Raw genomic sequence first — 24,002 nt, forward strand, 5'->3', positions numbered from 1 at the left:
TTAAGCCCAAAGCACCTCGTTCACACCTGAACCATGAGCCTTTACTATAGATGAAATAATCCAGCTAGTATCATCTGGATAATCCACCTCAATAATTTCATCGCTACTAAGCCAATCTGTAAACTCCGTATCATTTATTTCACTTAAGGTGTTGTAAACAGGAACACCCATCGATTGCAACATAGCTGCATTACACTGCTGCTCGTACTGGCCAGTCATCGGTAACACACAAAGTTTTTTCTTTAAAAACAGAGCTTCGGCAGGCGTTTCGAAACCTGCATTACACAGTACCCCTTTAGAGGAAGCTAGGCTATTCACAAAGCCTTCCTTATCTACTGGCTTTACCTTAACATTTTTATGTACAAATGACTCCTTGTTGTGTTTAGAAAAAACCTCCCAATCAACCTGATTATATTGTGATAAAAAAGCCACAATAGCCTCATCGGAATACGCAGGCAGATATACGGTAAAGTGATTCTTCACTTCTATTTCCAATGCTCTGATATCCTTTCTAATAACTGGCGCAAAAAAACCATCTCCGAATGGTTTAAAATGAAAGCCGTAATTACATGATGTTGGGGCATAATATTTTAAGATATTCTTTCCCAATAAACTTCTGTTTTTTGGCTTTGGAGCCAATGGATGAAGAACCGCCGATTGATGCGAAACACCAATACACGCTTTGGCTTTTAATTTACAAGACCATGCAATAACGGGCTCAAAATCACTAATAACCAAATCATAGTCCCTAACGGGCACTCTAACCATTTCATTTATAAAATTAAACAGGTTTATATTTTTCAATGTCTTAACTACATCTACACCTCCTTTTTTACCAAAAACAAAACCTGCTCCATGAAGTCTATATTTAATTTCCCAAGGCAGCACAATATCGCTCTGGTGACCACTTAAAGCAATATCTACATTCCCATATTTTTTAAGTATTGGTATAACATCCAAAGCCCTTGCAACATGACCATTTCCCGTCCCTTGTATGGCATATAATATATTCATAGCAAAATATTACTCGGTGTAAAGAATTCTAATTATCACTCAAAACATCCCTGAACATGGATTTAAACAACATTTTGTCCGAACCTAATAGATAATCCACATCCGCAAGATCATTCTCCTCCTCAATTCGAGTTGGCTCTTCATGATTATAGTAGACCAAATCCCACTCTTTATCGTTATATTCCAAAGCAGTTAAGTTTTCCACCCAATCTCCAGAGTTTAAATACAAAACAGAACCTCGCTCATTGCGGATAACTTTTTTAGCTGGCCAATGAATATGCCCACAAATCGCATAATCATAGTCTTTCTTGATGGCCAAATCACTCACCGTCTTCTCAAAGCGAGTTGTAACTGAAGTATTCTTAGATGTCTTAACCATTCTTTTTATATCACGCGATAATGAAATTCTGCGTTGACCAAACAATGCTAAAAAACCATTGACCATCTTATTTATGGCAGTTAGCATTGCATAACCAGTAGCTCCTAGCTTGGCTAACCATTTTGAATGATGCATCACCACATCGAAAGCATCACCATGGAAAACCCAGCTTTTTTTGCCATCCATTTCCAGCAATACTTTATTCACAATAGATAAGTTTCCTAAATTAAGCCCAACAAAACGCCTCAGTGATTCATCATGATTACCTACAATGTACGATACCTTAGTACCCTGCTCCATCATTTTAATGATTTGGCGAACTACCTTAAGTTGAGTTTTAGGGAAATAAGATTTTGAAAACTGCCAAATATCTATTATATCACCATTCAACAATAACTCCTTTGGTTTTATCGATTTTAGATACCCTAACAACTCTTTAGATTTGCAGCTTCGCGTCCCTAAGTGAAAATCCGAGACTACAACAACTTCAACCTTTCTAACATTCTCTTTTTTATTCAATTTCATTTTCTCCAACAATTATATGGTCAAATGTAATTGAGCGATAAGAATTACTAATCAACTAAATACAAACAAAATGTAAATTAATCCGCCACATTAATTTACTGTAAACCGCCTTAAGCTACCAACAAGCCAAGTAACATGATCCATCCAGGATTACCAGCTCATCCCAACCCTTCCTTCTTTAACTTCAATTTACCTCATCATTAATCCAACATTAATCAACATTTGTTTTATTAAGAATTATTTGCAGGCCCCTTTCAATTATCTAACTTCGTAATGCATTTTCAAAATCGATATCGTGAAATATATTTATACTATAACTGTTTTGTGTATTGGTTGCTTTTTGGCTATCCAAGGAAGCATCAACACTCAGTTAACCACGTATTTAAAGCACCCTTTACAAGGCGCCTTAGTTAATTTTTTAGTGGGAACCATAGCCCTAATAGGTCTTAACTTAGTTTTTAAAACGCAAATTCCCGATTGGGCAGCTATAAAAACAGCTCCATGGTATTTATTTGTAGGCGGGATGCTAGGTGCTGTTTTTGTATCCTCAGTCATCTTTTTTATACCAAAAATTGGTGTAACAACCGTATTAGCCGCGTCTATTGCAGGGCAACTTATTGCAGCTTCCATCATTGATCACTTCGGATTTTTTGGTGTTACCGTGCAACAAATTAGCATGGGACGAATTGCAGGAATACTCCTGCTATTAGGCGGGATCTTCCTTATTCAGAAATATTAAAGGGCATTAACAATCATATCAAGTTGAAAGAGCAAGACTAGATATGTCACAGACCGATTTAGCCGAAAGAGTTGGCGTTACGCGTCAAACCATTTATGCCATTGAAAAAAATAAATTTACTCCCTCAGTTGTACTGGCATTTAAGATTGCCCGTACACTGAAAGTGGATATCAATTATTTATTTACGCTTGAAGAAAAAGATGACTAATGATTAAGTTAAAGGCAAAGTAAAGCTCACAACTGTTCCTTGCCCCAAAACTGACTCTATCCCAATAGTTCCTCCTAACAATTCCACAAAAGCTTTTGAAATAGTTAGCCCAAGGCCAGTTCCTCCATATGTTTTCTGGATAGACTTATTAGCCTGCCTAAACTGTTCAAAAACTACTTCCAACTCTTCTTGACTCATACCAATACCTGAATCTTTGACTTCAAACTTTACACAATCTTTCTTTAGACTGCACCCCAGAACCACTTCTCCATCATGTGTAAACTTGACGGCGTTTGCAATCAGATTAGTTAATATTTGTATTAGCTTAGTTCGGTCAGTCGTTAATTTAAGTTGATTAGTTGCTTCATCTTTACACAAAGACAATTTCAATTTAGAACTCTTTGCATCTGCCATAAAAATAGTGAGTAATTCATCCAACATTTTATCAACCAACACTTCCTCTTTTACTACTTGCTCCTGCTTTGTTTCTAGCGAAGAAACTATTAACACATTAGAAACAACTGCCAATAACTGCTCACTACTATTTCTTACAATTTTACTATACTCCATTCGAATACCTTCATCCAACTCAGGCTCTGTTAACAACTCAGAGAAACCATAAATTGCATTCATTGGAGTTCGTATTTCATGCGACATAATTTGCAAAAAAGTCGATTTTAATATATCACTCTCCTTTGCCTTATCCATTGCTTTAAGCAGAGCCTCATTTTGCTTTTTATATTCCGCATTTAATATTGAATATTCATCGTTTCGTTCATTCAGCTCTTCATTAATAGCCAAATATTCTTCGTTTTGCTCTTTTAGTTTTTCTTGATTTTCACGCTCTTTAATTTGAGCTTTTTTACGTTCGGTAATATCCACTCCTATCATTGAAAGCAAACCTTCCTGAGGAATATAGGCTATAATCTCAAAATACATATCCAATTCTTGCGAATAATCCTCCACCCGTTGAGACTTTCCTGTTTTATAAGCTTTCCTAAACGTATCTAACCAAATCTGTTCCGTTTTCGGAAATGCCTCTAACAAAGTTTTACCTTTCAAATCACTCGACTTAACTCCCAAAGCAGCCTCAAATACTGGATTGATAGCCAGAAACCTATAATCAATCGGCTCACCCTCTTCACCTAGCACCACCTCATATAAACTCGAAGTATCATCCATATTGGTAAACAACATCCTAAAACGTTCTTCACTTTCCAACAAATCCTGATCTGCCTTTTTACGCTCAGAAATATCACGATAGTTAATTAACAAACCTTGGATATAAGGATTATCAAGATTATTAAATAAGTTAAATTCAACCCAAGCATAGTCGCCATCTTTTTTCAGGTATCTAAACTCTATATTTAACCTTTCCGCTTCTCCTCCAATAACCTCCATAAAAGCCTTAGTCACCCATTCTTTATCCTCTGGGTGAACATGATCTACAGCTCCTTTACCCAATAACTCTTCAGGTTTCCATCCAAAAACTTTTTCTACATTCGGGCTCTTATAAGTAGTAATACCTTGAGCGTCTATAATCCCTATAACATCACTAACATTCTCCATCATGGCCTTAAACTTTGCCTCCCCATCAGCAAGCGCACTTGCCTTAGGTATCACATTTGCCTTAAGTTTTGATATCGCTTGCTTTGCTAAAATTAACTCTTGTTCTAATTCATCATATGATTTTTTGAGACTCATATACGCTACCGTTTCTAGAAAAAATAAGTAAGACCTTCTTAATCTTTCCAATATACAATTTTTCAACAATATATATTTGCTACAAAAACACATTAAAACCTTATTCTTTTCTATATTTTAAAGAGTTCATAACACTGTTTTTCTGAACATTAGAGACAAATACATTCTCTTCCTGCTTATGTAAAAAGTTACATTACTGATAATCATGCTACATAACAGAAATAAATACCTCCTAATAAATTCATTAATTTACTGAAAAGGCTTAATTTTGCGGTCTGAAAAAAACAAACAGTTATACAGTTATATTATGGCAGATAAAACTAAAAAGCCGTTATTAAGTGATTTTCCAGCCATTACCACAGAACAGTGGATGGACAAAATCACAGCGGATTTAAAAGGAGCTGACTTTGAAAGAAAGCTTGTTTGGAAAACAAACGAGGGCTTCAATGTTAATCCTTTTTATCGTTCCGAAGATCTTGAAGGGGTTAAGTACCTGGATAGCCTTCCTGGTGAGTTCCCTTACATTAGAGGAACAAAAAAAGACAACGACTGGTATGTTCGTCAAGACATTAAAGTAGTTAATGCTGTAGCCTCTAACAAAAAGGCTTTAGATGTTCTTACAAAAGGTATTACTTCACTAGGATTTTGTTTTTGCAACGAAATAGAGGATTTTGATACTGAGGTAGACACAGTATTAAAAAACATTATTTCGGAGGCAGTAGAGCTTAACTTTTCTACTAAGCACGGCAGCAAAAAGCTTTTAAAAGCTGTTGTTGCTAACCTGAAGAAAAACAACCGCGATCTTGCTAGCGTCAAAGGGTCAATTAACTTTGATACTTTAGGATGCTTAACTACTTCTGGTAAAACATGCCAAGGTTTCGAAGCTATGTTCGATCACGCTAAAGAAGTGGTTGAAGCAGGAGCTAACCTTCCAAACTTCAAAACTATTTGCGTTAACGGTCGTCTTTTCAACAACGCAGGTTCTTCTATCGTACAAGAGTTAGCATTTGCTCTTTCAATGGGTACTGAGTATATCACTCAATTAACCGAAAGAGGAGTTTCAGTAAATGACGCTGCTTCCGCATTAAAGTTTAACTTTGGCGTAGGTGGAAACTATTTTATGGAAATTGCTAAGTTACGTGCTGCACGTATGCTTTGGGCAACTATCGTTAAATCGTACAAGCCAGCTGGTTTAGAGCCTACAAAAATGGCTATTCATTGCGAAACTTCTCAGTGGAACAAAACAATTTACGATCCATATGTAAACATGCTACGTACTCAAACAGAAGCTATGTCTGCTACTCTAGGAGGAGCTGACTCGTTAACTGTTCAACCATTCGATACTATTTATAAGGAGTCGGATGTATTCTCTGAAAGAATTGCACGTAACCAACAGCTATTATTAAAAGAGGAGTCGCATTTTGATAAAGTAACCGACCCTTCTGCTGGTTCATATTATATCGAAAACCTTACAAACAGCATCGCTCAGCAAGCATGGGCTTTATTTGTTGAGGTAGAAGAAAAAGGTGGATACCTTGCTGCTTTACAAGAAGGTTTTGTTCAGGCTAAAGTTAAAGAAAGTGCTGACAAACGTAAAAAAGCTATCGCTACTCGTCGTGAGAACTTATTAGGAACAAACCAGTTCCCTAACGGTAATGAAAAAGTTGCTGAGGTTGCAGGTAATGTTACTTCAAGTTCTGCTAAATGTTGTTCTGGCGATACAGTAATTGAGCCTATCGTTAAATTCCGTGGAGCAGAAGAGTTTGAAGCACTTCGTTTAACTACAGAGAGAGCTGCTAAAACTCCAAAAGTATTTATGCTTACTTATGGTAACTTAAATATGCGTTTAGCACGTTCACAATTCTCTGCTAACTTCTTTGAGTGTGCGGGTTATGAGACTATTGACAATAATGGTTTCGCTACAGTAGAAGAAGGTGTAGAAGCTGCTAAAGCTGCCGGTGCCGATATTATCGTTCTTTGTTCTTCTGATGATGAATATGTTGATGCTGCTCCTGCTGCTTTCAAAGCAATTAATGGAGAGGCTATTTTCGTTGTTGCTGGTGCACCAAAATGCGCGGACGACCTAAAAGCTCAAGGTATCACTAACTTCGTCAATGTTCGTTCTAACGTTCTTGAAACACTTCAAGGATTTAGTAGCCAATTAGGACTATAAGAGCACTGAGATACAAGTATCGAGTAATAGACAAAAGTATAAAGACAAAAGTACAAAGACTTTAAAATGCATAATTTTAGAGAATTAAAAGTTTGGCAAAAATCAAGAGTACTAGTTAAAACTGTATATAGTTTAACTGTGCAATTGCCAAATGAAGAAACTTTTGGCTTAACAAGTCAAATTAGACGATCCGTCGTTTCGATTCCTTCAAACATAGCAGAAGGAGCAGGACGTGGGACAGACAAAGACTTTAATCGCTTTTTAGACATTGCATACGGTTCTTGTTTTGAACTAGAAACACAATTAATCCTTTGTGTTGACCTAAATTATATTCCCGAATTGGAATTTGAACCTGTTCAAACTCAAATTCAGGAAATTCAAAGAATGTTATTTGCATTAAAATCAAAGTATATAAAGTAACTGATCAATTCTTTTGTCTTTATACTTTATACTTTTATCTAATTAATTATGCGACCAGATTTTAAAAATATAGATTTCAAAAAAAGTTCTCCTTGCGGTGGTGTTAAAGCCAAAGAGTGGGAGAAGAAACATGGGATTAAGAAGGACTGGGTAACTCCAGAGCGTATCCCGGTTAAAAGTGCATATTCAGCAACTGATTTAGAAGGAATGGAGCATTTGAATTATGCTGCAGGTCTTCCTCCATACCTACGCGGACCATACTCAGGTATGTATGCTATGCGTCCTTGGACAGTTCGCCAGTATGCTGGTTTCTCTACTGCAGAGGAGTCAAATGCTTTTTATAAAAGAAACTTAGCTGCAGGACAAAAAGGTCTTTCAGTTGCTTTTGACTTGGCTACTCACCGTGGTTATGATTCAGATCATGAGCGTGTAGAAGGTGATGTAGGTAAAGCAGGTGTAGCAATCGATTCAATCAAAGATATGCGTATTCTTTTTGATGGTATTCCATTGAATAAGATGTCTGTATCGATGACAATGAACGGTGCTGTACTTCCTGTATTAGCATTCTACATTGTTGCAGGTTTAGAGCAAGGAGCTAAATTAGAAGAGCTTTCTGGTACTATCCAGAATGATATCTTAAAAGAATTTATGGTGCGTAACACATATATCTACCCACCTAAATTTTCTATGAAAGTGATTGCTGATATCTTTGAGTACACTTCTCAAAAGATGCCTAAGTTTAACTCTATTTCTATCTCAGGCTACCACATGCAAGAAGCTGGTGCAACTGCAGATATTGAGTTAGCATATACTTTAGCTGATGGATTAGAGTACTTACGTGCTGGAACAAACGCAGGAATGGACATTGATGCTTTTGCTCCTCGTTTATCTTTCTTCTGGGCTATCGGAATGAACCACTTTATGGAGATTGCTAAAATGCGTGCAGGACGTATGCTTTGGGCTAAGATTGTAAAGAAATTCAATCCTAAAAACCCTAAATCATTAGCGTTACGTACTCACTCGCAAACTTCAGGTTGGTCGTTAACTGAGCAAGATCCATTTAACAACGTAGGTCGTACTTGTATTGAAGCTATGGCTTCTGCTTTAGGTCACACACAATCACTTCACACCAATGCATTGGATGAAGCTATTGCGTTACCAACTGACTTTTCTGCTCGTATTGCACGTAACACGCAGATTTATATTCAAGACGAAACTCAAATCACAAAAGCTGTTGACCCTTGGGCTGGTTCTTACTATGTAGAGTCGTTAACTAATGACTTAGTAGAAAAAGCATGGGCTTTAATCGAAGAGGTTGAAGAACTAGGTGGAATGGCTAAGGCTATCGAGAGTGGTGTACCAAAAATGCGCATTGAAGAAGCTGCGGCACGTACGCAAGCAAAAATTGATGCTGGTTCACAAACTATCGTTGGTACTAACAAATATCGTTTGGAGAAAGAAGATCCAATCGACATCTTAGATATTGATAACTCAGCTGTACGTTTATCTCAAATCGATCGTTTAAAGCAATTGAAAGACGAGCGTAATGAGGATGAGTGTCAAGCTGCTCTTGCTGCTATCACCAAAGCTGTTGAAACAGAAAATGGTAATTTACTTGAGTTAGCTGTTGATGCTGCTCAAAAAGGTGCTTCTTTAGGTGAGATTTCTGATGCTTGTGAAACAATTGTAGGAAGATATAAAGCTGTGATTCGTTCAATTAGTGGCGTTTACTCTAGCGAAGCTGGAAAAGACGAAGAGTTTGAAAAAGCTTGTGGTTTAGCTAAACAGTTTGCCGAAAAAGAAGGTCGTCAACCTCGTATTATGATTGCAAAAATGGGACAAGATGGTCATGACCGTGGTGCCAAAGTTGTTGCAACAGGATACGCTGATATAGGTTTTGATGTAGATATGGGACCATTGTTCCAAACTCCAGCAGAGTCGGCAAAACAAGCTGTTGAAAATGATGTACACGTAGTTGGTGTATCTTCATTAGCTGCAGGTCACAAAACTTTAGTTCCGCAAATCATTGCTGAATTAAAGAAACTTGGTCGTGAGGATATTATGGTAATTTGTGGTGGTGTTATTCCAGCACAAGATTACGATTACCTTTACGAGGCTGGTGCAGTAGCTATTTTTGGTCCTGGTACTTCAGTATCAAAAGCTGCAACCGACATCTTGGGCTTATTGCTTCAAGCTGGCGAGTAAATATATAGAAGTTCTAAAATTCAGATAATAGAAAGCCATCTCGAGAAATCGGGATGGCTTTTTTGTATTTTAGTCTGTGATTAATTTTTCGTATCCTGCATGCGTTGCTTTTCTACTAAAATCCATGCAGTATCCAATAAAAGCTTAATTTGCTCGGCATGAAATTTTGAGTATAATCTATTCTTACCTGCCAACCAAAATAAAGCTACTACAGCTCCATTATCAAGTACTGGTATTGTAATAGATTTCATCAAATCACCTTGAAGAATATCGCCTTTTTGAAATGAATATTTTTTTGACGGGTTATTTACAATAACAACCTCTTTTGTAATCACAGCTCTACTTAAACAGTCTAGCTTTTCTAAAGCACCATCCGCCACTGCTTCATGGGTTAAATGAACAGCTTCTGACCAGTCATTTAGGATGAAAATTCCTTTTCTATCATCATATTCATACACAGCCCCAGTATCACTATGTGTATATTTAATAATCTCCTTCAGTGTAAAGTTCATAAGATCATTAATGGATTTGGCCTGATAATGCACGATATTATCCAAACCTTGAAATCGCTGATTTATTTTTTTAAGCTGAAGATCGGCTTCAACAGATTCCGTTACATCTATTACTATTGAGTGCAATAGTTTTCTATCCTCCATCTCAATTGGAGAAGTGTAAACATCTACATTTCGGATCTCTCCTGATTTAAGAATGTGCTCAAACCTATAATAGGTTCTTCCCTTCGATAAAGACAAGCCAACTTTCTCTTTAATCTTATCCACACTAAGTAGGTTGATATTTTTTAACGGCATTTGATTCAATTCTTCCTTAGAATAACCATAATACGCACACGCACTCACATTAGAGTCAATCACCGAAGCAGTTTCAGGGTCTATAATCAGCATTACAGTTTTACTAGAGTCAAATATCTTCTTGAACCTTTCTTCGCTCCCTTTTAAAGCTAGTTCAGCTTCTTTTCTATTTGTTATATCATTAAAAATAGCTGCAAAGAATCCTTTTTTAGGAGAAAAAACATGGGTTTCATAGTACTTATTTATAGTGGAGGCATAATTAATAAACCTATCCGAATTCCCTGTTAAAGCAACTTCCCCAAATCTGTCAATCCATTCAATCTCAGTATTAGGAAATAATTCTTTAGCCGATTTATCGATTATATCTTCATATTCCATCCCAATACGTGACAGAAAAACAGGATTAACATCTCTAAAAATATAATCAACAGGGATATTATTTTCATCAACCACAATTTCATGCAAAGCAAAACCCTCATTCAAATTATTAAACAATAATCTATATCTCCCCTCACTTTCAATAAGGTTTTTGTTCGTATGAAACAATTCTTCATTATTTGCCCTAAGCTCCTCTTCAGCCGCAGAAAGGTCATCATTCTTTACATGCAACTCTTCACTTATCGTTCGATATTCTTCATATAACGATAGATTCTCTTCTAACTGTTCTTTTAGTTTTTGCTCATATTCATAGCTCGAAGTTAAATCTTGATGTGTTCCTATAATACGATATGCCTTACCTTGAGAATTACGCATCATATAACCCCTCGCTAAAACAGGTACTAAATGCCCATCTTTATGTTTCATTCTAAATCGAACCTCGTACGTTTCGGAGGAACCTTCTATAAACCCACTTACCTGAGCAAGTGCCTCTGGATAATCCTCCTCAAAAACTAGATCCTGCCATGTACTTAATTCATTCACAAGTTCATTATCTAAATAACCAATTATTGATTTCCAACGTGGAGATAAGTACACCTGATTGTTTATTAAGTTCCAATCCCACACTCCATCATTTGATCCTAGTATGGCCAACCTAAATCTTTCCTCACTAGTTTCGAGCTCATTTCGCTTTGAAGCTAACTCTTCTATATTTGCCCTAAGCTCCTCTTCCGCTGCTAGTAATTGATTATTCTTTTCATTTAACTCACCATTACTGTATTCTAATTCATTCTTAGCCTTTTTTCTTTTTCTAATATTCCTAAGCAGATAAATTATCAAAACAGCCTGAATTAACATAAATATTACAATACCTAAAATGGCTTTTTTATTCTGAGAAATTATACTAATTGGTTTATTAATAATTTTTGAATTCTTAGGTAATTTATCAATATCAACTTCATACTTAACTAATTCATTATAATCAAACTCGTAGAAGTTAGGACTTAAAGTCTGCACCTTTATCTCAGCAACATCCTTACCTGCTATAATTTCTTTAATTACCAAAGCTGCATATTTACCTTGCTCGAAGAGACTTACTAATTTACCCCCTAAAATACCATTACCCAGACCATGATGCCACAGGTGAAACAATGGAGTACTTGCTTTCCTTTTTAGTAACGCTAGGCTTCTATCAAAATCAAGCGATTTACTATTTCTATCTCTTAATGCCGAAACCAATAGACTTGGCTCTTCTTTCTCCAGTAATGATAATTGAACTTCCCATTCTTCAAATGACAAAGTATCCAACGAAATAAAGTTTAATTCGACGATGTCAGACCGTTTCATATTTTGCCTGATTTGACTCTGTATGGCTACCCCTGTCGTAGTATTATCAGATAGAATATTTAATCTTTTCGCATTAGGAAACATTTGTTTCATTAAACAAATATTATCCTTTACCGAAACTTCCTCAACCACTCCAGTAATCCAACGATTATTGTTTTGATTGATAGCTAATTCTATATCGTTAATACCGCAAAAAACAATAGGAAGATTCTTAAAAAGATTTAGTTGATGCTCATTAACAAACTTTAAGGCATTATCGTCACAGGCCAAAATTGCATCATATTTGATACCTTGATTGATTTTGTATTCTATTAAATCATAAAATATATCCCTATATTCCTTTTGTCTAAACCGCTTACTATCATAAGATTCAACATCAATAGCAACACCTGCTTCATCAAGTATGGATTTCACTCCATTAATTTGATCAAAATAAGTTGGATAGCTAGAGTTGTACGAACTAACCAATAGTATTCTCTTTCCCTTCTCTGCAAACAACTCACCACCTATTAGTAGTTGAAATACAATTATTAAAACAACCTTATAATTCATCCTAAAACTTATGTAAGTATATCACTATCTATTCTTCATTCAATACAGCCAACTGAAGAGGTAGAAAAAACGAAGTTTTGGTTCCACTTTCATTCTCGAGGTTATTAAACTCAATTTTGCCATTGTGTAAAAGAATGATCATTTTAGCCAGGTATAATTCCATGGCATTATTACGTTGGAACTGATAATTCTTACCGGTAATAGACTTAAAAAAGTGCTTTAAATCAGTGCCATTATAAAGACTTCCTTTATCAATAATCGATATCTCTACATACCCTTCATCTTTATCTGAGATATCAATATTTACCTCGCCTTCTTTTGTGAAAATAATGGAGCACTCAACTAAGGCCGCCATTGCATTCTGAAGATATTCAATATCTGCATTCACAACCGCTTGGTTGCAATGTGTTGTAAAAACTAATTCAATATCCTTTCTTTCAGTTTTCCTTTTTAACGAAGGTAGCATCGACCTAATTAAAGCATTAATATCGACGGCCTTAATATTTAACTGACTTTCTCCTTTAATCTGTAGATTTGAAATTTGCAATGCTGAATACGAATACTTTTCTAAATTAACTACAGAAGATTCCAATAAATCCAATACTTCTTTTACATGATCATCATGATCAAATGACCTTAACAAATTCATTGAGCCAACAATACCATTCAAAGGAGTTCTTAATTCATGACTTATCGAATTTAAGAAATCACTCTTCACTAAATCAAATTCCTTTAGTTCAGTATTTGCTTTAGTTAGCTTATCATTACTTTCCTTCAAGTCAGCTGTTTTTTTATTCACCTCTTCCAATAACCAACCATTAAGGTCAACCAATTTTTCGCGAGAGCGCTTCAACTCCACATGAGTACCTAGTCTCATCAACAATTCTTTATGATTGAATGGTTTTGTTAAATAATCAACGCCTCCTTTTTCAAAGCCCTCCGAAATACTATCTATATCATTAAGTGCCGTTAAAAAAATTACGGGCACATCTTTATTGCTAGGGTCTTGTTTTATTATTTCGCAAGTCTCAAAACCATTCATTTCTGGCATCATGACATCCAATAATATAGCATCAAAAGAACAACGTTTCACCCACCTAATGGCATGTTTTCCATCCATGGCTATATCTACCGCATAATTATTCTCATTAAGAAGTGCTGCGATAACTTGAAGATTCTTCGGGTTATCATCAACAACGAGTATTCTTTTTTTCATAGATAATTACTTTATACTTAATCTTTTGAAAGTTTATTAATGAGCTAGTATAGCGCTACTATTTTATTCATCTAATTTTTTTTAGAATGTCCAATATTCCCTACGCTACATATAGTTTATAATTCATTTACTTTATCGTTAATGCTATTAAAATTCGTTAATAACTTTTGAATTTCTTCAAAGTCAAATGCTCTAAAAGCATCCTTAATATTTTTAGTATATACAATGTTCTCACTCCACTCAACTTTATGATTTAAAAACTCCAACTTTTCAATAAATATATTCAACTCATCCGTTGAGAGCATATCAAGCAAATCTCTCCAACGCGGCACTAATTCATCAACAAAATATTTTTTTACGTAGGAAAAATCTTCTGGTTTTAATAAAACACTTTCAGCCTCACGTGTTTCTTGACAATCGTATGCAGATTCAGACTTGATGAAATTTTGAATTTCATTAATAAGCTTATGTTGTGCTATCGGTTTAGAAATGTACCCATTAAATCCTTTTTCAAGAACATCAACTTGCCTCTTAAAACTGCTCGAAGAAGAAACTGCAATTACTGGAGTATCTTTAAGTTCATCCTTTTCTCTTATGCTTTTCAACACCTTATAATCATTCGATTTAGGAATCCTAATATCCATAAAAATAAGATCAGGTTGCACCTCTAATGCTGTACCTAATGCTTCTTCTTCACGCAGAACTTCATAACATTCTAAGTTAAGGTTTGCACATATAGCTGATAGTAATAATAGATTGGTTTTTACATTATCTATTATTAAAACCCTTTGTTTATTAAACCTTATATCTAGCGTTATATCCTCTTCGCCTACATCAACATCTTTATTTATTGTTTTAACATAAGGAATATTCACAATAAAAGAACTTCCTGCTCCTACCCTACTCTCTAATGCAAGCTTTCCACCCATCATTTTAACCAAGTTTTGCACAATAGATAAACCTAAACCTGTTCCTTGATGATTCTTCTGGGTTGGACTTTTATCTTGCACAAAAGGTTCAAAAATACTTTCCTGTTTACTTTGCTCAATTCCGATACCGGTATCCTTTACCAGAATAGTTAATATCCCCTGCGTATTATCACCATCCATTGTAAAAGAACTCTGAATTTCGACACATCCTTCTGAAGTAAACTTTATTGCATTAGTTACTAGATTTATAAGTATCTGCTTAATTTTAAGCGAGTCTATGTATATTAATTTAGGAAAGTCTTCAGGTGTTTTAATTTTAAACTTAAGATTCTTCTCTTTAAAGTGCATTGAAAATGTTTGTTCCATCTCTTTAAGAAGAAGTACAAAATTCGTATTTTCTTTACGAATAATCATTTTACCTGCCTCGATCTTCTCTAAATCAAGTAAATCATTTATTAAGGCGAGCAGAACATTTCCACTTGATTTAATAGAATCCAGATAATCTTTATACGGGTTTTTCTTTATATACTTTGTAAGTAGCTCAGCAAATCCAGTAATAGCATTCATTGGAGTACGAATTTCGTGAGACATGTTGGCTAAAAACATTGATTTAGTTTCGCTCGCCTGCAAACTCTTATTACGCTCTAGTAGCAATGCTGCCATTAGTTTTTTCGTATCCGTAATATCTATTAATACACCTGTTATATGTATTTCCTTATTATCCTTAGGTAATAATTGACCAGTAAATTTTACCCATATATACTCATTCGATTTATCTAAAAACTGAAACTCAGCATTTATTCTTTTGCCTTCGGACTTCAAAGCCCGATTGAATGCTGAATTTAATCGTTTTAAGTCTTGAGTATGAATCCTAGACCTTAACCATTCCCATGCCACTTCTTCATTCTGAAAATCAAAACCAGTAATCTCCTTAAAAACCTGATTAGATTTAAAACTCCCTTTATGTAAATCATATTCAATAAATGCAATACGACCTGCATCCATGCTAAACTCTAATGTATTTTTTAATAATTCTATCTGTTTTTCGTTATTATGCCTCTTAGTTACATCCATTCGAACTTCGGCCATATGCCATATCCCAGGCCCTATCTCAAACGGATATGCAAGCACTTGTATAGTTTTGTCTCCAGTTTGGTAAGTAAAATCGGACAGTGATTTATTTGACTTTCGTCGGGGACATTCATCACATTTATCATTAAGTCCTGCATAATAACTATGGCACTTTTGAGTAATCTTTTGTACATCTTCATGACTATGAAATATGATTCTACCATTTTCATCTACAATCGAGAGCTCTGTATTAGTGGCTTTTAAGATAAATTTTAATCTATTATTTAATAATTCTAACTCAAGTTCCTTTTCCTTTACATGGGTTATATCTACCATTAAGCCCGATAATTCTCTGACTTTTTTATTACTGTCAATAATTAACTTTACAATATCTCTTATCCAAACGATACTCCCATCCTTTTTAATTAAGCGATATTCAAATACATGATCATCTCCAGCAACTGTCCTTTTAAAACAATAGTTGGTTGCCTTCTCTCTATCGTCATGGTGTATAGTTTTACTCCAACTTTGTAAATCAGGCCAATCTTTAAGTGTATAACTTAGAATTTTTTCAGAATTATCTCCAATATATGTAAATCTATTAGTATGCAAATTTAGTCTCCACGGCACGCCATTTATGGCCTCTAAAAAGTAATCTAAAGCAATAGGTTCTATTTGAGAATTATTACAAGTGCTAGTTTTGAGTTTCTCAAGAAGAAGTTGATCTGATATTATCTTTATAATCGTATTAACATGGGGAGTTATGGAAGCCATATCGAATCCATTCCTAAATATAAGTACTAATAAACCCCAAACATCATCCTCTGATAAAATTTGGTATTTTACTAATCTATCATTTGATTCTCCAAAGTTTAAATCAATGCTGCTATCGCTACTATCATCAATAGAAAATGCAGAGGTTACAACCTCATGCCTTTCTCCATTTACTTTCAATAGCACAACATTAAGGGCCTTTGTTAATTCCTGAAGTATTTTTAATTGTCCTTTCCAATTACCAATCAAATCATCATTCATCCAGTAAGCATCTTTTATATTTCTACTAATTTATTTTTAATAGCATACATCACTAAACTGGCACTATTTTTACAATTTGTTTTGGATAACAAACTACTTCGATGTCCCTTTACCGTTTGAGCACTAATAAATAGTTTTGTGGCAATTTCTTCATTTGTTAATCCGTTACAGATTTCAACTAATACTTCATGTTCTCTGGATGACAACAACTCCTTTTCTCCTGTTTTTTTCTCAACTGGCTTCCCAAGATTGGTAATTATTCTTCTAAGTAATTCATTTGAGAAGTACGAGTCTCCATCCAATACAGCTTTAATTCCTTTTTCAATCTCTCGAATACCACTATCCTTTAATAAAAAACCTTTAACACCAGCTTCTATCATTTTGTAGTAGTATTCTTCATCACCATTCATCGAAAGTGCCATAATTTTTAAGTCGGGCATTACTTTAATGGCTTTTTTGGTAGCCTCAATGCCATCCATAATGGGCATGGAAATATCCATTAAAATTAAATCAGGGCTGCTCTTTTCAAAATTCTCAAGAAAATCCTTACCATTAGACGACTCCCCAACCACAGTCCCAATACCTTCAATCTCAATAAGATTCTTAAGTCCTTCTCTAAATATTAGATGATCATCAACAAGAAAAAGTTTTGCGTTACTCATACAAATTATGATTATTAAGAATTATTTATTTAAACCTATTTCTATTTTGGTCCCTGCTCCTTTTTTGGAGGAAATATGATGTTCTCCTCCTAAACTTTCTACACGATTAATAATATTTACCAAGCCAGAACCTTTGTTTTGTTTTATTACATGTTCTACATCAAACCCATCTCCATCATCCATATAGCAAACATCTATTATATCCATATCTTTAATAGATATTTTAATTGTTTTAGCATTGGAATGTTTTAATGAATTATGGATAAGCTCACATACCAGTCGATATATCGTTATTTCAACCTGCTGTTCTAGCCTTTGCTGTAAAACACAATTAAAATTAATTTGAATTTTACTTACATTATTTATTCTACTAATAAACTTTCTTAATGCGCTTTCCAAGCCAAACGTCATTAAAGTATTAGGACTTATATTGTTCGATATCTCCCTTAAACTTAAAATAGTTTCATCTAAGGTTTCCTCCATTTTTGAAATAATAACTCCCTTATCCATTTTAGCTTGTGGTTTATTAAACCACTGCAAGTACAATTTAGTAGTAGATAATAACGGCCCTATTCCATCATGCAGTTCTTGTGCAAACCTTCGTCTTTCCTTTTCCTCTGTTTGAATAACAGTCTGCATCACTTTCTTTTGCATCTCCTTTCTTTCCGATACATCTCGAAAAATCAATATAAAAGCTTTTGCACCTTTATACTTAAGTGGGCTACTTGTTAATTCATATTGTCTTTTATTTCCGCTTTCTGACCTTCCTCTTATCTCTAACCATTCGTTCTTACCAGAATTTAATTGATTAACATAGTTTGATAACTTAATAACATCATCTTTTGCTACAACCTCAAAAACAGTCCTTCCTTTACAAGAACACTTATCTTTACAGCAGAAGATAATTGCCTTAGGGTTAGTCTCTAAAATTACGCCTGAACCGTCTATAATAAATTTGGGGTCTGGACTAGAATTAAATATATTTCGGAACTTCTCTTCCTCTTCTTTTAGCTCATTAACTAACTCTCTTAACTCTAAATTTTTTTCTCTAACATTAATAAGTAATTCCTCATTTTTCTTTAGCAAGCCATATTGTTCCAAAGCCTTATGCACAACTACATTTATACGTTTGGGCTCTATCGGTTTTTTTATATAATTAAAAATCCGTCCTCTGCTTATAACCTCAGAAATATTAATGTGGTCAATAAAATCAGCCACCAGTATTTTTTGAATACATGCATCATGGAGCTCTAGTTTTTCAAAAAAAACAATCACTTGCTCCTCTACAGCCAAACTGTCGCACAATACAACTTTAACTCGTTTATCCTTCGTCTCAGAAATAGCGTCAAGCACGTTCGACACAGACTTTATTCTATAATCATTATTGCGCAATATTAAATCATACAACTTAATGTTATCCTGATTTTCCGCTACAATTAAAACATCAATTTCTGAGTATGACATGAAATATATTAAATATATATGAATATAGCTTATTTTCCTTTCTTTAGGAATAGCATCCACTGATCTTGGCTACGTCAAAAATAGAAGGTTGTTACTTATTAATCGCATTAAAACTCAAAATATACTCTTAATTATCTAATTCAGTACTATTGGGTTATGCGTATAATAATACTAAAGGGTTAGGCATACATACAACCCAACAGAACTAACTATACTGATATAATAGCATTTAGACCAATCAGCATAAAACAAATTGGATAAACCACATTCAGTAACCCAATAGTCAACTAGGTATTTGAGGTTATAAAACACAGTACTATTTACTTCTACAAACAGTAATAATTGGTATTCAAACCAATATAGGCATCCATTAACTTTGACCTAGTAAAATAAACAGACCATAAATCATAAAACTTAATCATGGATTCAAAATCATCAAACTCCTACCTTTTGTTTCGCTTACAAGAAGAACTTTTTGCAGTAAGTGTACATAAAGTTTTGGAGATTATTGAAACTGGAGATGAACACACGATTACCCACTTACCCAAAGCTCCTCCATCCATCTCTGGAGTGGTCAACTTTCGAGGTCATGTTATTCCTGTTGTTAACACCAGATTAAAATTCGATCTGGATGACTATCCTGAGAAGGCAAAATTTGTAGTTATAGTGTTAAACTTAATACTGAACAAAAAAGAGCACATCATTGGGGCTAAATCAGATAAAGTGGTAGATGTAATAGAAATCACGGAATCTGATATTAAGCCTGTACCTGAAGTGGGACAAGGTTATAACTCGGAATATATAAAAGGGGTTGTACACCGAGACGGCAAATTTATTATGCTCCTCAACCTTGAGGCCGCCATTGGAACCGATGAAATCATTCAACTAAAAGAAGAAGCTAGTTAAAGCTCTTTACTACACACATTAAAAACAAATATCACCTTAATACGATTAAAAATGAATTGGAATAATATAAAATTAGGTAGAAAATTTGGCATTGCCTTTGGCGCAATTATTTTAGTAATGGTTGTAACTGGATTTTGGGCAATTTTTGGAATTGGTGGAATTGTATCTGACGCCGAAGAAGTAATTGATGGTAACAAGCTTAGAGCGGATCTAGAAGAAAAATATGTAGATCACTTGCTATGGGCTAATCAAGTAAGTAAGTTACTTACCGACGAAAAAGTGACCACATTAGACGTACAAACGGACCATCATAAATGTGCATTTGGTAAATGGTATTACGGCGAAGGTAGAGCACATGCAGAGGAATTAGCTCCAGATTTAAAACACATTTTTGATGATATTGAAGAACCGCATATCAACCTACATAAGTCTGCTATTAAAATTTCGGATGTATTTGAGCACATGGACTGGAAAATAGCTGTTATGCTAAGACAGGCTGAGCTCGACCATACCAATTGGTTAAACAAAGTTAAGGATGCTATATTTTTAAATAACAGTAATATTATTGATGTAATTAAAGACCCTAATCAGTGTAATTTTGGAAAATGGCTACACTCAGATGAGTTACAAGAACTTGCCGATTTACATTCCGATGTTAACATTTTGGTAAAGGAAATTACTGCTGCACACAATATATTACACACCAGTATTCATACTGCTGAAAATTTTCTTTCAGAAGGAAATAGAAACCAAGCACGACAGTTTTACACTTCAACAATCCTTCCTAATACACAAGATGTTATATCCCACATCGATGAGTTTAGTAATTGGTTTGAAAACCATTTAGCTGGGATGCAAGAAGCCAATAAGATTTACCAAACTGAAACCATGGTTCATTTAGATGAAGTTGGGAGCTTATTTAAAAAGGCAGTTAAACAATCAGAAGACTCTATTCTAACCGATGATGTGATGTTGGGAGAGGCTGCAAGAACAAGAACAGGAGTAATTATTTTTATTGTACTAGCTGCTATCATAGCCATTATACTTGCCGTTTTTATCACACGTAGTATGGTTAACCCAATCAATAAGTCTTTAAGCTTTGCTAATAAAGTTGCAGAAGGAAACCTGATGGCAATAATTGATATAGACCAAAATGATGAAATAGGTGAATTAGCAAATTCTCTTAGAAAAATGATTTTACGCCTTAAAAATATTGTTAGCGATATTAAAACAGGTTCCGATAATATAGCAGGCGCCAGTCAACAACTTAGTTCTGGAGCACAGCAAATTTCATCTGGAGTTAGCGAACAGGCAGCTGCTGCAGAAGAAGTTTCTTCATCAATGGAAGAAATGGCTGCTAACATTCAACAGAATACTGAAAATGCCATTAAAACCATGGATATGTCTGGCAAAGCCTCAAACTCAGCAGAGCAGGTGGCCGTAGCTTCAGAAGACAGCATGAATGCAGTAAGAGATATCTTCGCAAAAATTAATGTAGTTGTTGAAATAGCAGAAAAAACAGATCTACTAGCAATTAATGCAGCCGTAGAGGCAGCTAGAGCAGGTGACCAGGGAAGAGGTTTTGCTGTAGTAGCTGCAGAAGTTAGAAAATTAGCCGAAAGAAGTCAGTTAGCCGCAAGCGAAATAGTTTCGCTGGCCCAAAACGGCCTAAAAATGACAGAAGAATCAAATTCATTACTAAAATCAATTGTCCCTGATATTCAAGAAACATCTAGGTTAGTTGAAGAGATTGCATCTGCCAGTAGAGAACAAGAATCTGGAGTTAACCAAGTAAATACAGCCGTACAGCAATTAAGTATGGTGACTCAACAAAATGCTTCATCATCCGAAGAAATGGCTGGTAGTTCAGAAGAAATGGCAGCCCAGGCATCAGATCTGGAAAGAATTACTCAGTTCTTTAAACTTGAAGATAATAACGGTCAGAATTGGAGACAAAAGTCATATGTAACAGAAGAGGCTCAAAAAAAGACAAACGGCAAATCTAAAGCTCCTGCAACCGAAGCAAAAACCAATGTTCCTGCTATTGATATAGATCTAAAAGGATTGGAATCTGACATTACAGGGTACGAATCGATGTAAGTGCCACTCATAAATAAATTTCAAACGAGAGCAGACCAATAAAATCTGCTCTCTTCAACCTTCTTTTACACTTTGTTCAATATAGTGTGTTATGGATAACAATAACTTAGACGTCAATAATATTTCTCAGTTTAAACATCTTTTTATTGAAGAAGCAACTAACCTGCTAAACTCAATGGAAAGTATCATTCTTCAATTGGAAGAAAATCCAAATAATCTCGAATTAATTCAAGAGGTATTTAGGGTTATGCATACCATAAAAGGAGTCAGTGGCATGTATGGCTACACAGCGATGGGCGAACTTACTCATCAAGCAGAAAACATCTACGATTTAATAAGAAGTAGAAAACTTAATGTTGATAAGGAAATATTAAGCACTACGTTGATTATTGTAGATCAACTTTTTGCTTTATTAAAAGACGAAAATCATAATTGTGTCGAATGCAAGGAAAAACAAGAACAACTTATTGACTGGTGCAAAAGCTATTCTCTTAAAGCAACTAATGAGTCTTCTCAAAAAGAAATTCATATTGAACAGTTGACGGATAAAGATATGGTTACCTACAATATCATCATGCATACCAATCAGAGTGTGGTAGATAGACGTATCAATATATTTTATGCTGTCAAAGATTTAGCAGAAATTGGAGAAATTCGCTCAATCAATCCTTTACCCGTAGATTCCAATGAGGAAGAACGATGGAGCATTTTTGTAGTAGGCAACTTTGATAATAACGATATTGAAGAAGCACTCATGTTTGTATATGAGTTCTGCATTATCCGTAAAGTGGCCGATTTTGATATTTTTAAAGATGGACAGCTGGACCTCAATCAAAAACAGCTTCAACTAGAAGAGGAAGCACGAGAAGCAAAGGAAGCACCGGAAATAAAAGATCCAATTGCACCAATCATAAACCCACAGCAAACTAAAGCAACAAACACAGATACTATGATTGCTTCAATTAAGCAAAACATGAATCGTGTATCGGTTGAATCAGAAAAGCTAGATTACCTCATGTATTTGGTAAGCGAATTAATTACCACATCATCTCAATTAAACCTAAGCTCTACGGAAATTGCATGTGCCAGCATTAGGCCACAAATTGAGAAACTGGATAGGTTATCTAAACAATTTAGGAATAACGCACTAGATATCCGACTCATTCCCATTAGAGATATTGTACCTAAGTTCAATCGCTTAGTCAGAGATATTTCTCTTAACCTTGAAAAAAAGGTAGAGTTTGTTACTGAAGGTATGGAAACAGAGCTTGACAAAAGTTCTATAGATATGATTGCTGAACCTATGGTACATATGCTCCGTAATGCGCTCGATCATGGTATTGAAACACCTGAAGAAAGAATATCAAAAGGCAAAGACGCTAAGGGTAAAATAACATTAAAAGCAGGTAGTTCGGGCAACACTATCTTCATAAAAATATCAGATGATGGAAAAGGCTTTGATAAGAATAAGATTTTTAAACATGCTATCGATAAGGGATTTATTGAACCTGACGCAAAGCTTACCGACAAAGAGATTTATAACCTAATATGTTTGCCCGGTTTTTCTACTGCCGATGCAGTAACCAACATCTCTGGTCGTGGAGTAGGGATGGATGTTGTAAAGCAGAAAATATCCAAAATGCGAGGTGAGTTGGAAATAAGCAGTACGCAAGGAGAAGGAACAACTTTTACAATACGACTACAACAATCTATCGCTATACTGGATACACTTTTAGTGGCTTCAGGTAAAATGAAGTTCCTAATTCCTCTTTCAGATGTGGATGAATGTTCTCAGAAATACTACTCCGATGTTGAAAAAAGAATAAAGTTTGGTACTGTCGATTATGAAGAGGAATTAATTCCTTTTATTTCATTACGCAGTCTCTTTGAATTAAATGGGGAAACCAAAAAGATGGCTAAGATGATTGTTATCACCAAAAACAAAAAGCGAATTGCCATATTTGCCGATCAAATTATTGGACAACACCAAGCTGTTTTAAAACCTATGGGAGAGTTGGTTAAAAGTCATAAAGAAATCTCTGCAGCAAGTGTTTTAGGCAATGGAGAAGTGGCCTTTTTATTAGATACTACTAATATTAATCAGGAGATTATAGCCAAAAATTAGTAACTTCGTGAGTTAGTATTGAAAAGGACAAAAATGATATC

The 24,002-nt window shown here is 34.9% G+C and carries 15 protein-coding genes and 1 pseudogene; 8 read left to right on the forward strand and 8 right to left on the reverse strand.

Translation table 11 applies throughout. The features are described 5' to 3' along the window. Together A8L32_RS08395 and A8L32_RS08400 are read right to left on the reverse strand one after the other, a co-directional pair. Positions 1-1,014 carry a glycosyltransferase family protein gene (locus tag A8L32_RS08395; protein WP_075590341.1) on the reverse strand — a complete coding sequence of 338 codons (1,014 nt, stop codon included), beginning with the start codon at positions 1,012-1,014 and terminating at the stop codon, positions 1-3. Between the two features lie 28 nt (positions 1,015-1,042). After that, positions 1,043-1,918: a UDP-2,3-diacylglucosamine diphosphatase gene (locus A8L32_RS08400; RefSeq protein ID WP_075590342.1), complete on the reverse strand. Its 876-nt coding sequence runs from the start codon at positions 1,916-1,918 to the stop codon at positions 1,043-1,045. A gap of 295 nt (positions 1,919-2,213) precedes the next feature. On the opposite strand from A8L32_RS08400, the gene A8L32_RS08405 reads away from it, so the two are divergent. Together A8L32_RS08405 and A8L32_RS08410 are read left to right on the forward strand one after the other, a co-directional pair. After that, a complete protein-coding gene (locus A8L32_RS08405; protein ID WP_233145471.1) occupies positions 2,214-2,657 on the forward strand; it encodes a DMT family transporter in 444 nt (147 codons plus the stop codon). Between the two features lie 40 nt (positions 2,658-2,697). Continuing rightward, positions 2,698-2,865 (forward strand): annotated as a pseudogene (locus tag A8L32_RS08410) (helix-turn-helix transcriptional regulator); the annotation flags it as partial. 3 nt (positions 2,866-2,868) lie between these two features. On the opposite strand, the gene A8L32_RS08415 reads toward A8L32_RS08410, so the two are convergent. Then, a complete protein-coding gene (locus A8L32_RS08415; protein ID WP_075590345.1) occupies positions 2,869-4,569 on the reverse strand; it encodes a PAS domain-containing sensor histidine kinase in 1,701 nt (566 codons plus the stop codon). A gap of 307 nt (positions 4,570-4,876) precedes the next feature. On the opposite strand from A8L32_RS08415, the gene mutA reads away from it, so the two are divergent. From mutA to scpA, 3 genes are all read left to right on the forward strand, one after another. After that, the gene (gene mutA, locus A8L32_RS08420) at positions 4,877-6,742 is read left to right on the forward strand and encodes a methylmalonyl-CoA mutase small subunit (RefSeq protein ID WP_075590346.1); all 1,866 of its coding nucleotides are present in this window, start codon (positions 4,877-4,879) and stop codon (positions 6,740-6,742) included. A gap of 66 nt (positions 6,743-6,808) precedes the next feature. Further along, a complete protein-coding gene (locus A8L32_RS08425; protein WP_075590347.1) occupies positions 6,809-7,162 on the forward strand; it encodes a four helix bundle protein in 354 nt (117 codons plus the stop codon). Between the two features lie 48 nt (positions 7,163-7,210). Further along, the gene (gene scpA, locus A8L32_RS08430; protein ID WP_075590348.1) at positions 7,211-9,367 is read left to right on the forward strand and encodes a methylmalonyl-CoA mutase; all 2,157 of its coding nucleotides are present in this window, start codon (positions 7,211-7,213) and stop codon (positions 9,365-9,367) included. An 80-nt stretch (positions 9,368-9,447) separates the two neighbouring features. Here the strand turns inward: scpA and A8L32_RS08435 are convergent, their stop codons facing one another. From A8L32_RS08435 to A8L32_RS08455, 5 genes are all read right to left on the reverse strand, one after another. Then, positions 9,448-12,453, reverse strand: a complete 3,006-nt coding sequence (locus A8L32_RS08435) for an ABC transporter substrate binding protein (RefSeq protein ID WP_075590349.1) — start codon at positions 12,451-12,453, stop codon at positions 9,448-9,450. Between the two features lie 28 nt (positions 12,454-12,481). Next, positions 12,482-13,669, reverse strand: a complete 1,188-nt coding sequence (locus tag A8L32_RS08440) for a hybrid sensor histidine kinase/response regulator (RefSeq protein WP_075590350.1) — start codon at positions 13,667-13,669, stop codon at positions 12,482-12,484. Between the two features lie 116 nt (positions 13,670-13,785). Continuing rightward, positions 13,786-16,704 (reverse strand): hybrid sensor histidine kinase/response regulator, encoded by a 2,919-nt coding sequence (locus A8L32_RS08445; RefSeq protein WP_075590351.1) that lies wholly within the window; start codon positions 16,702-16,704, stop codon positions 13,786-13,788. Positions 16,705-16,718: 14 nt separating this feature from the next. Then, the gene (locus A8L32_RS08450) at positions 16,719-17,366 is read right to left on the reverse strand and encodes a response regulator transcription factor (protein WP_075590352.1); all 648 of its coding nucleotides are present in this window, start codon (positions 17,364-17,366) and stop codon (positions 16,719-16,721) included. Between the two features lie 21 nt (positions 17,367-17,387). Next, entirely contained in the window at positions 17,388-18,830 is a 1,443-nt protein-coding gene (locus tag A8L32_RS08455) for a PAS domain S-box protein (RefSeq protein WP_075590353.1), read from the reverse strand. 420 nt (positions 18,831-19,250) lie between these two features. On the opposite strand from A8L32_RS08455, the gene A8L32_RS08460 reads away from it, so the two are divergent. From A8L32_RS08460 to A8L32_RS08470, 3 genes are all read left to right on the forward strand, one after another. Further along, positions 19,251-19,736 carry a chemotaxis protein CheW gene (locus A8L32_RS08460; protein ID WP_075590354.1) on the forward strand — a complete coding sequence of 162 codons (486 nt, stop codon included), beginning with the start codon at positions 19,251-19,253 and terminating at the stop codon, positions 19,734-19,736. Between the two features lie 51 nt (positions 19,737-19,787). Further along, positions 19,788-21,836: a methyl-accepting chemotaxis protein gene (locus A8L32_RS08465; protein ID WP_075590355.1), complete on the forward strand. Its 2,049-nt coding sequence runs from the start codon at positions 19,788-19,790 to the stop codon at positions 21,834-21,836. A gap of 91 nt (positions 21,837-21,927) precedes the next feature. Next, a complete protein-coding gene (locus A8L32_RS08470) occupies positions 21,928-23,961 on the forward strand; it encodes a chemotaxis protein CheA (RefSeq protein WP_075590356.1) in 2,034 nt (677 codons plus the stop codon). Positions 23,962-24,002: the final 41 nt, after the last annotated feature.

This window comes from Labilibacter marinus (assembly GCF_001659685.2).
Classification (GTDB): domain Bacteria; phylum Bacteroidota; class Bacteroidia; order Bacteroidales; family Marinilabiliaceae; genus Saccharicrinis; species Saccharicrinis marinus.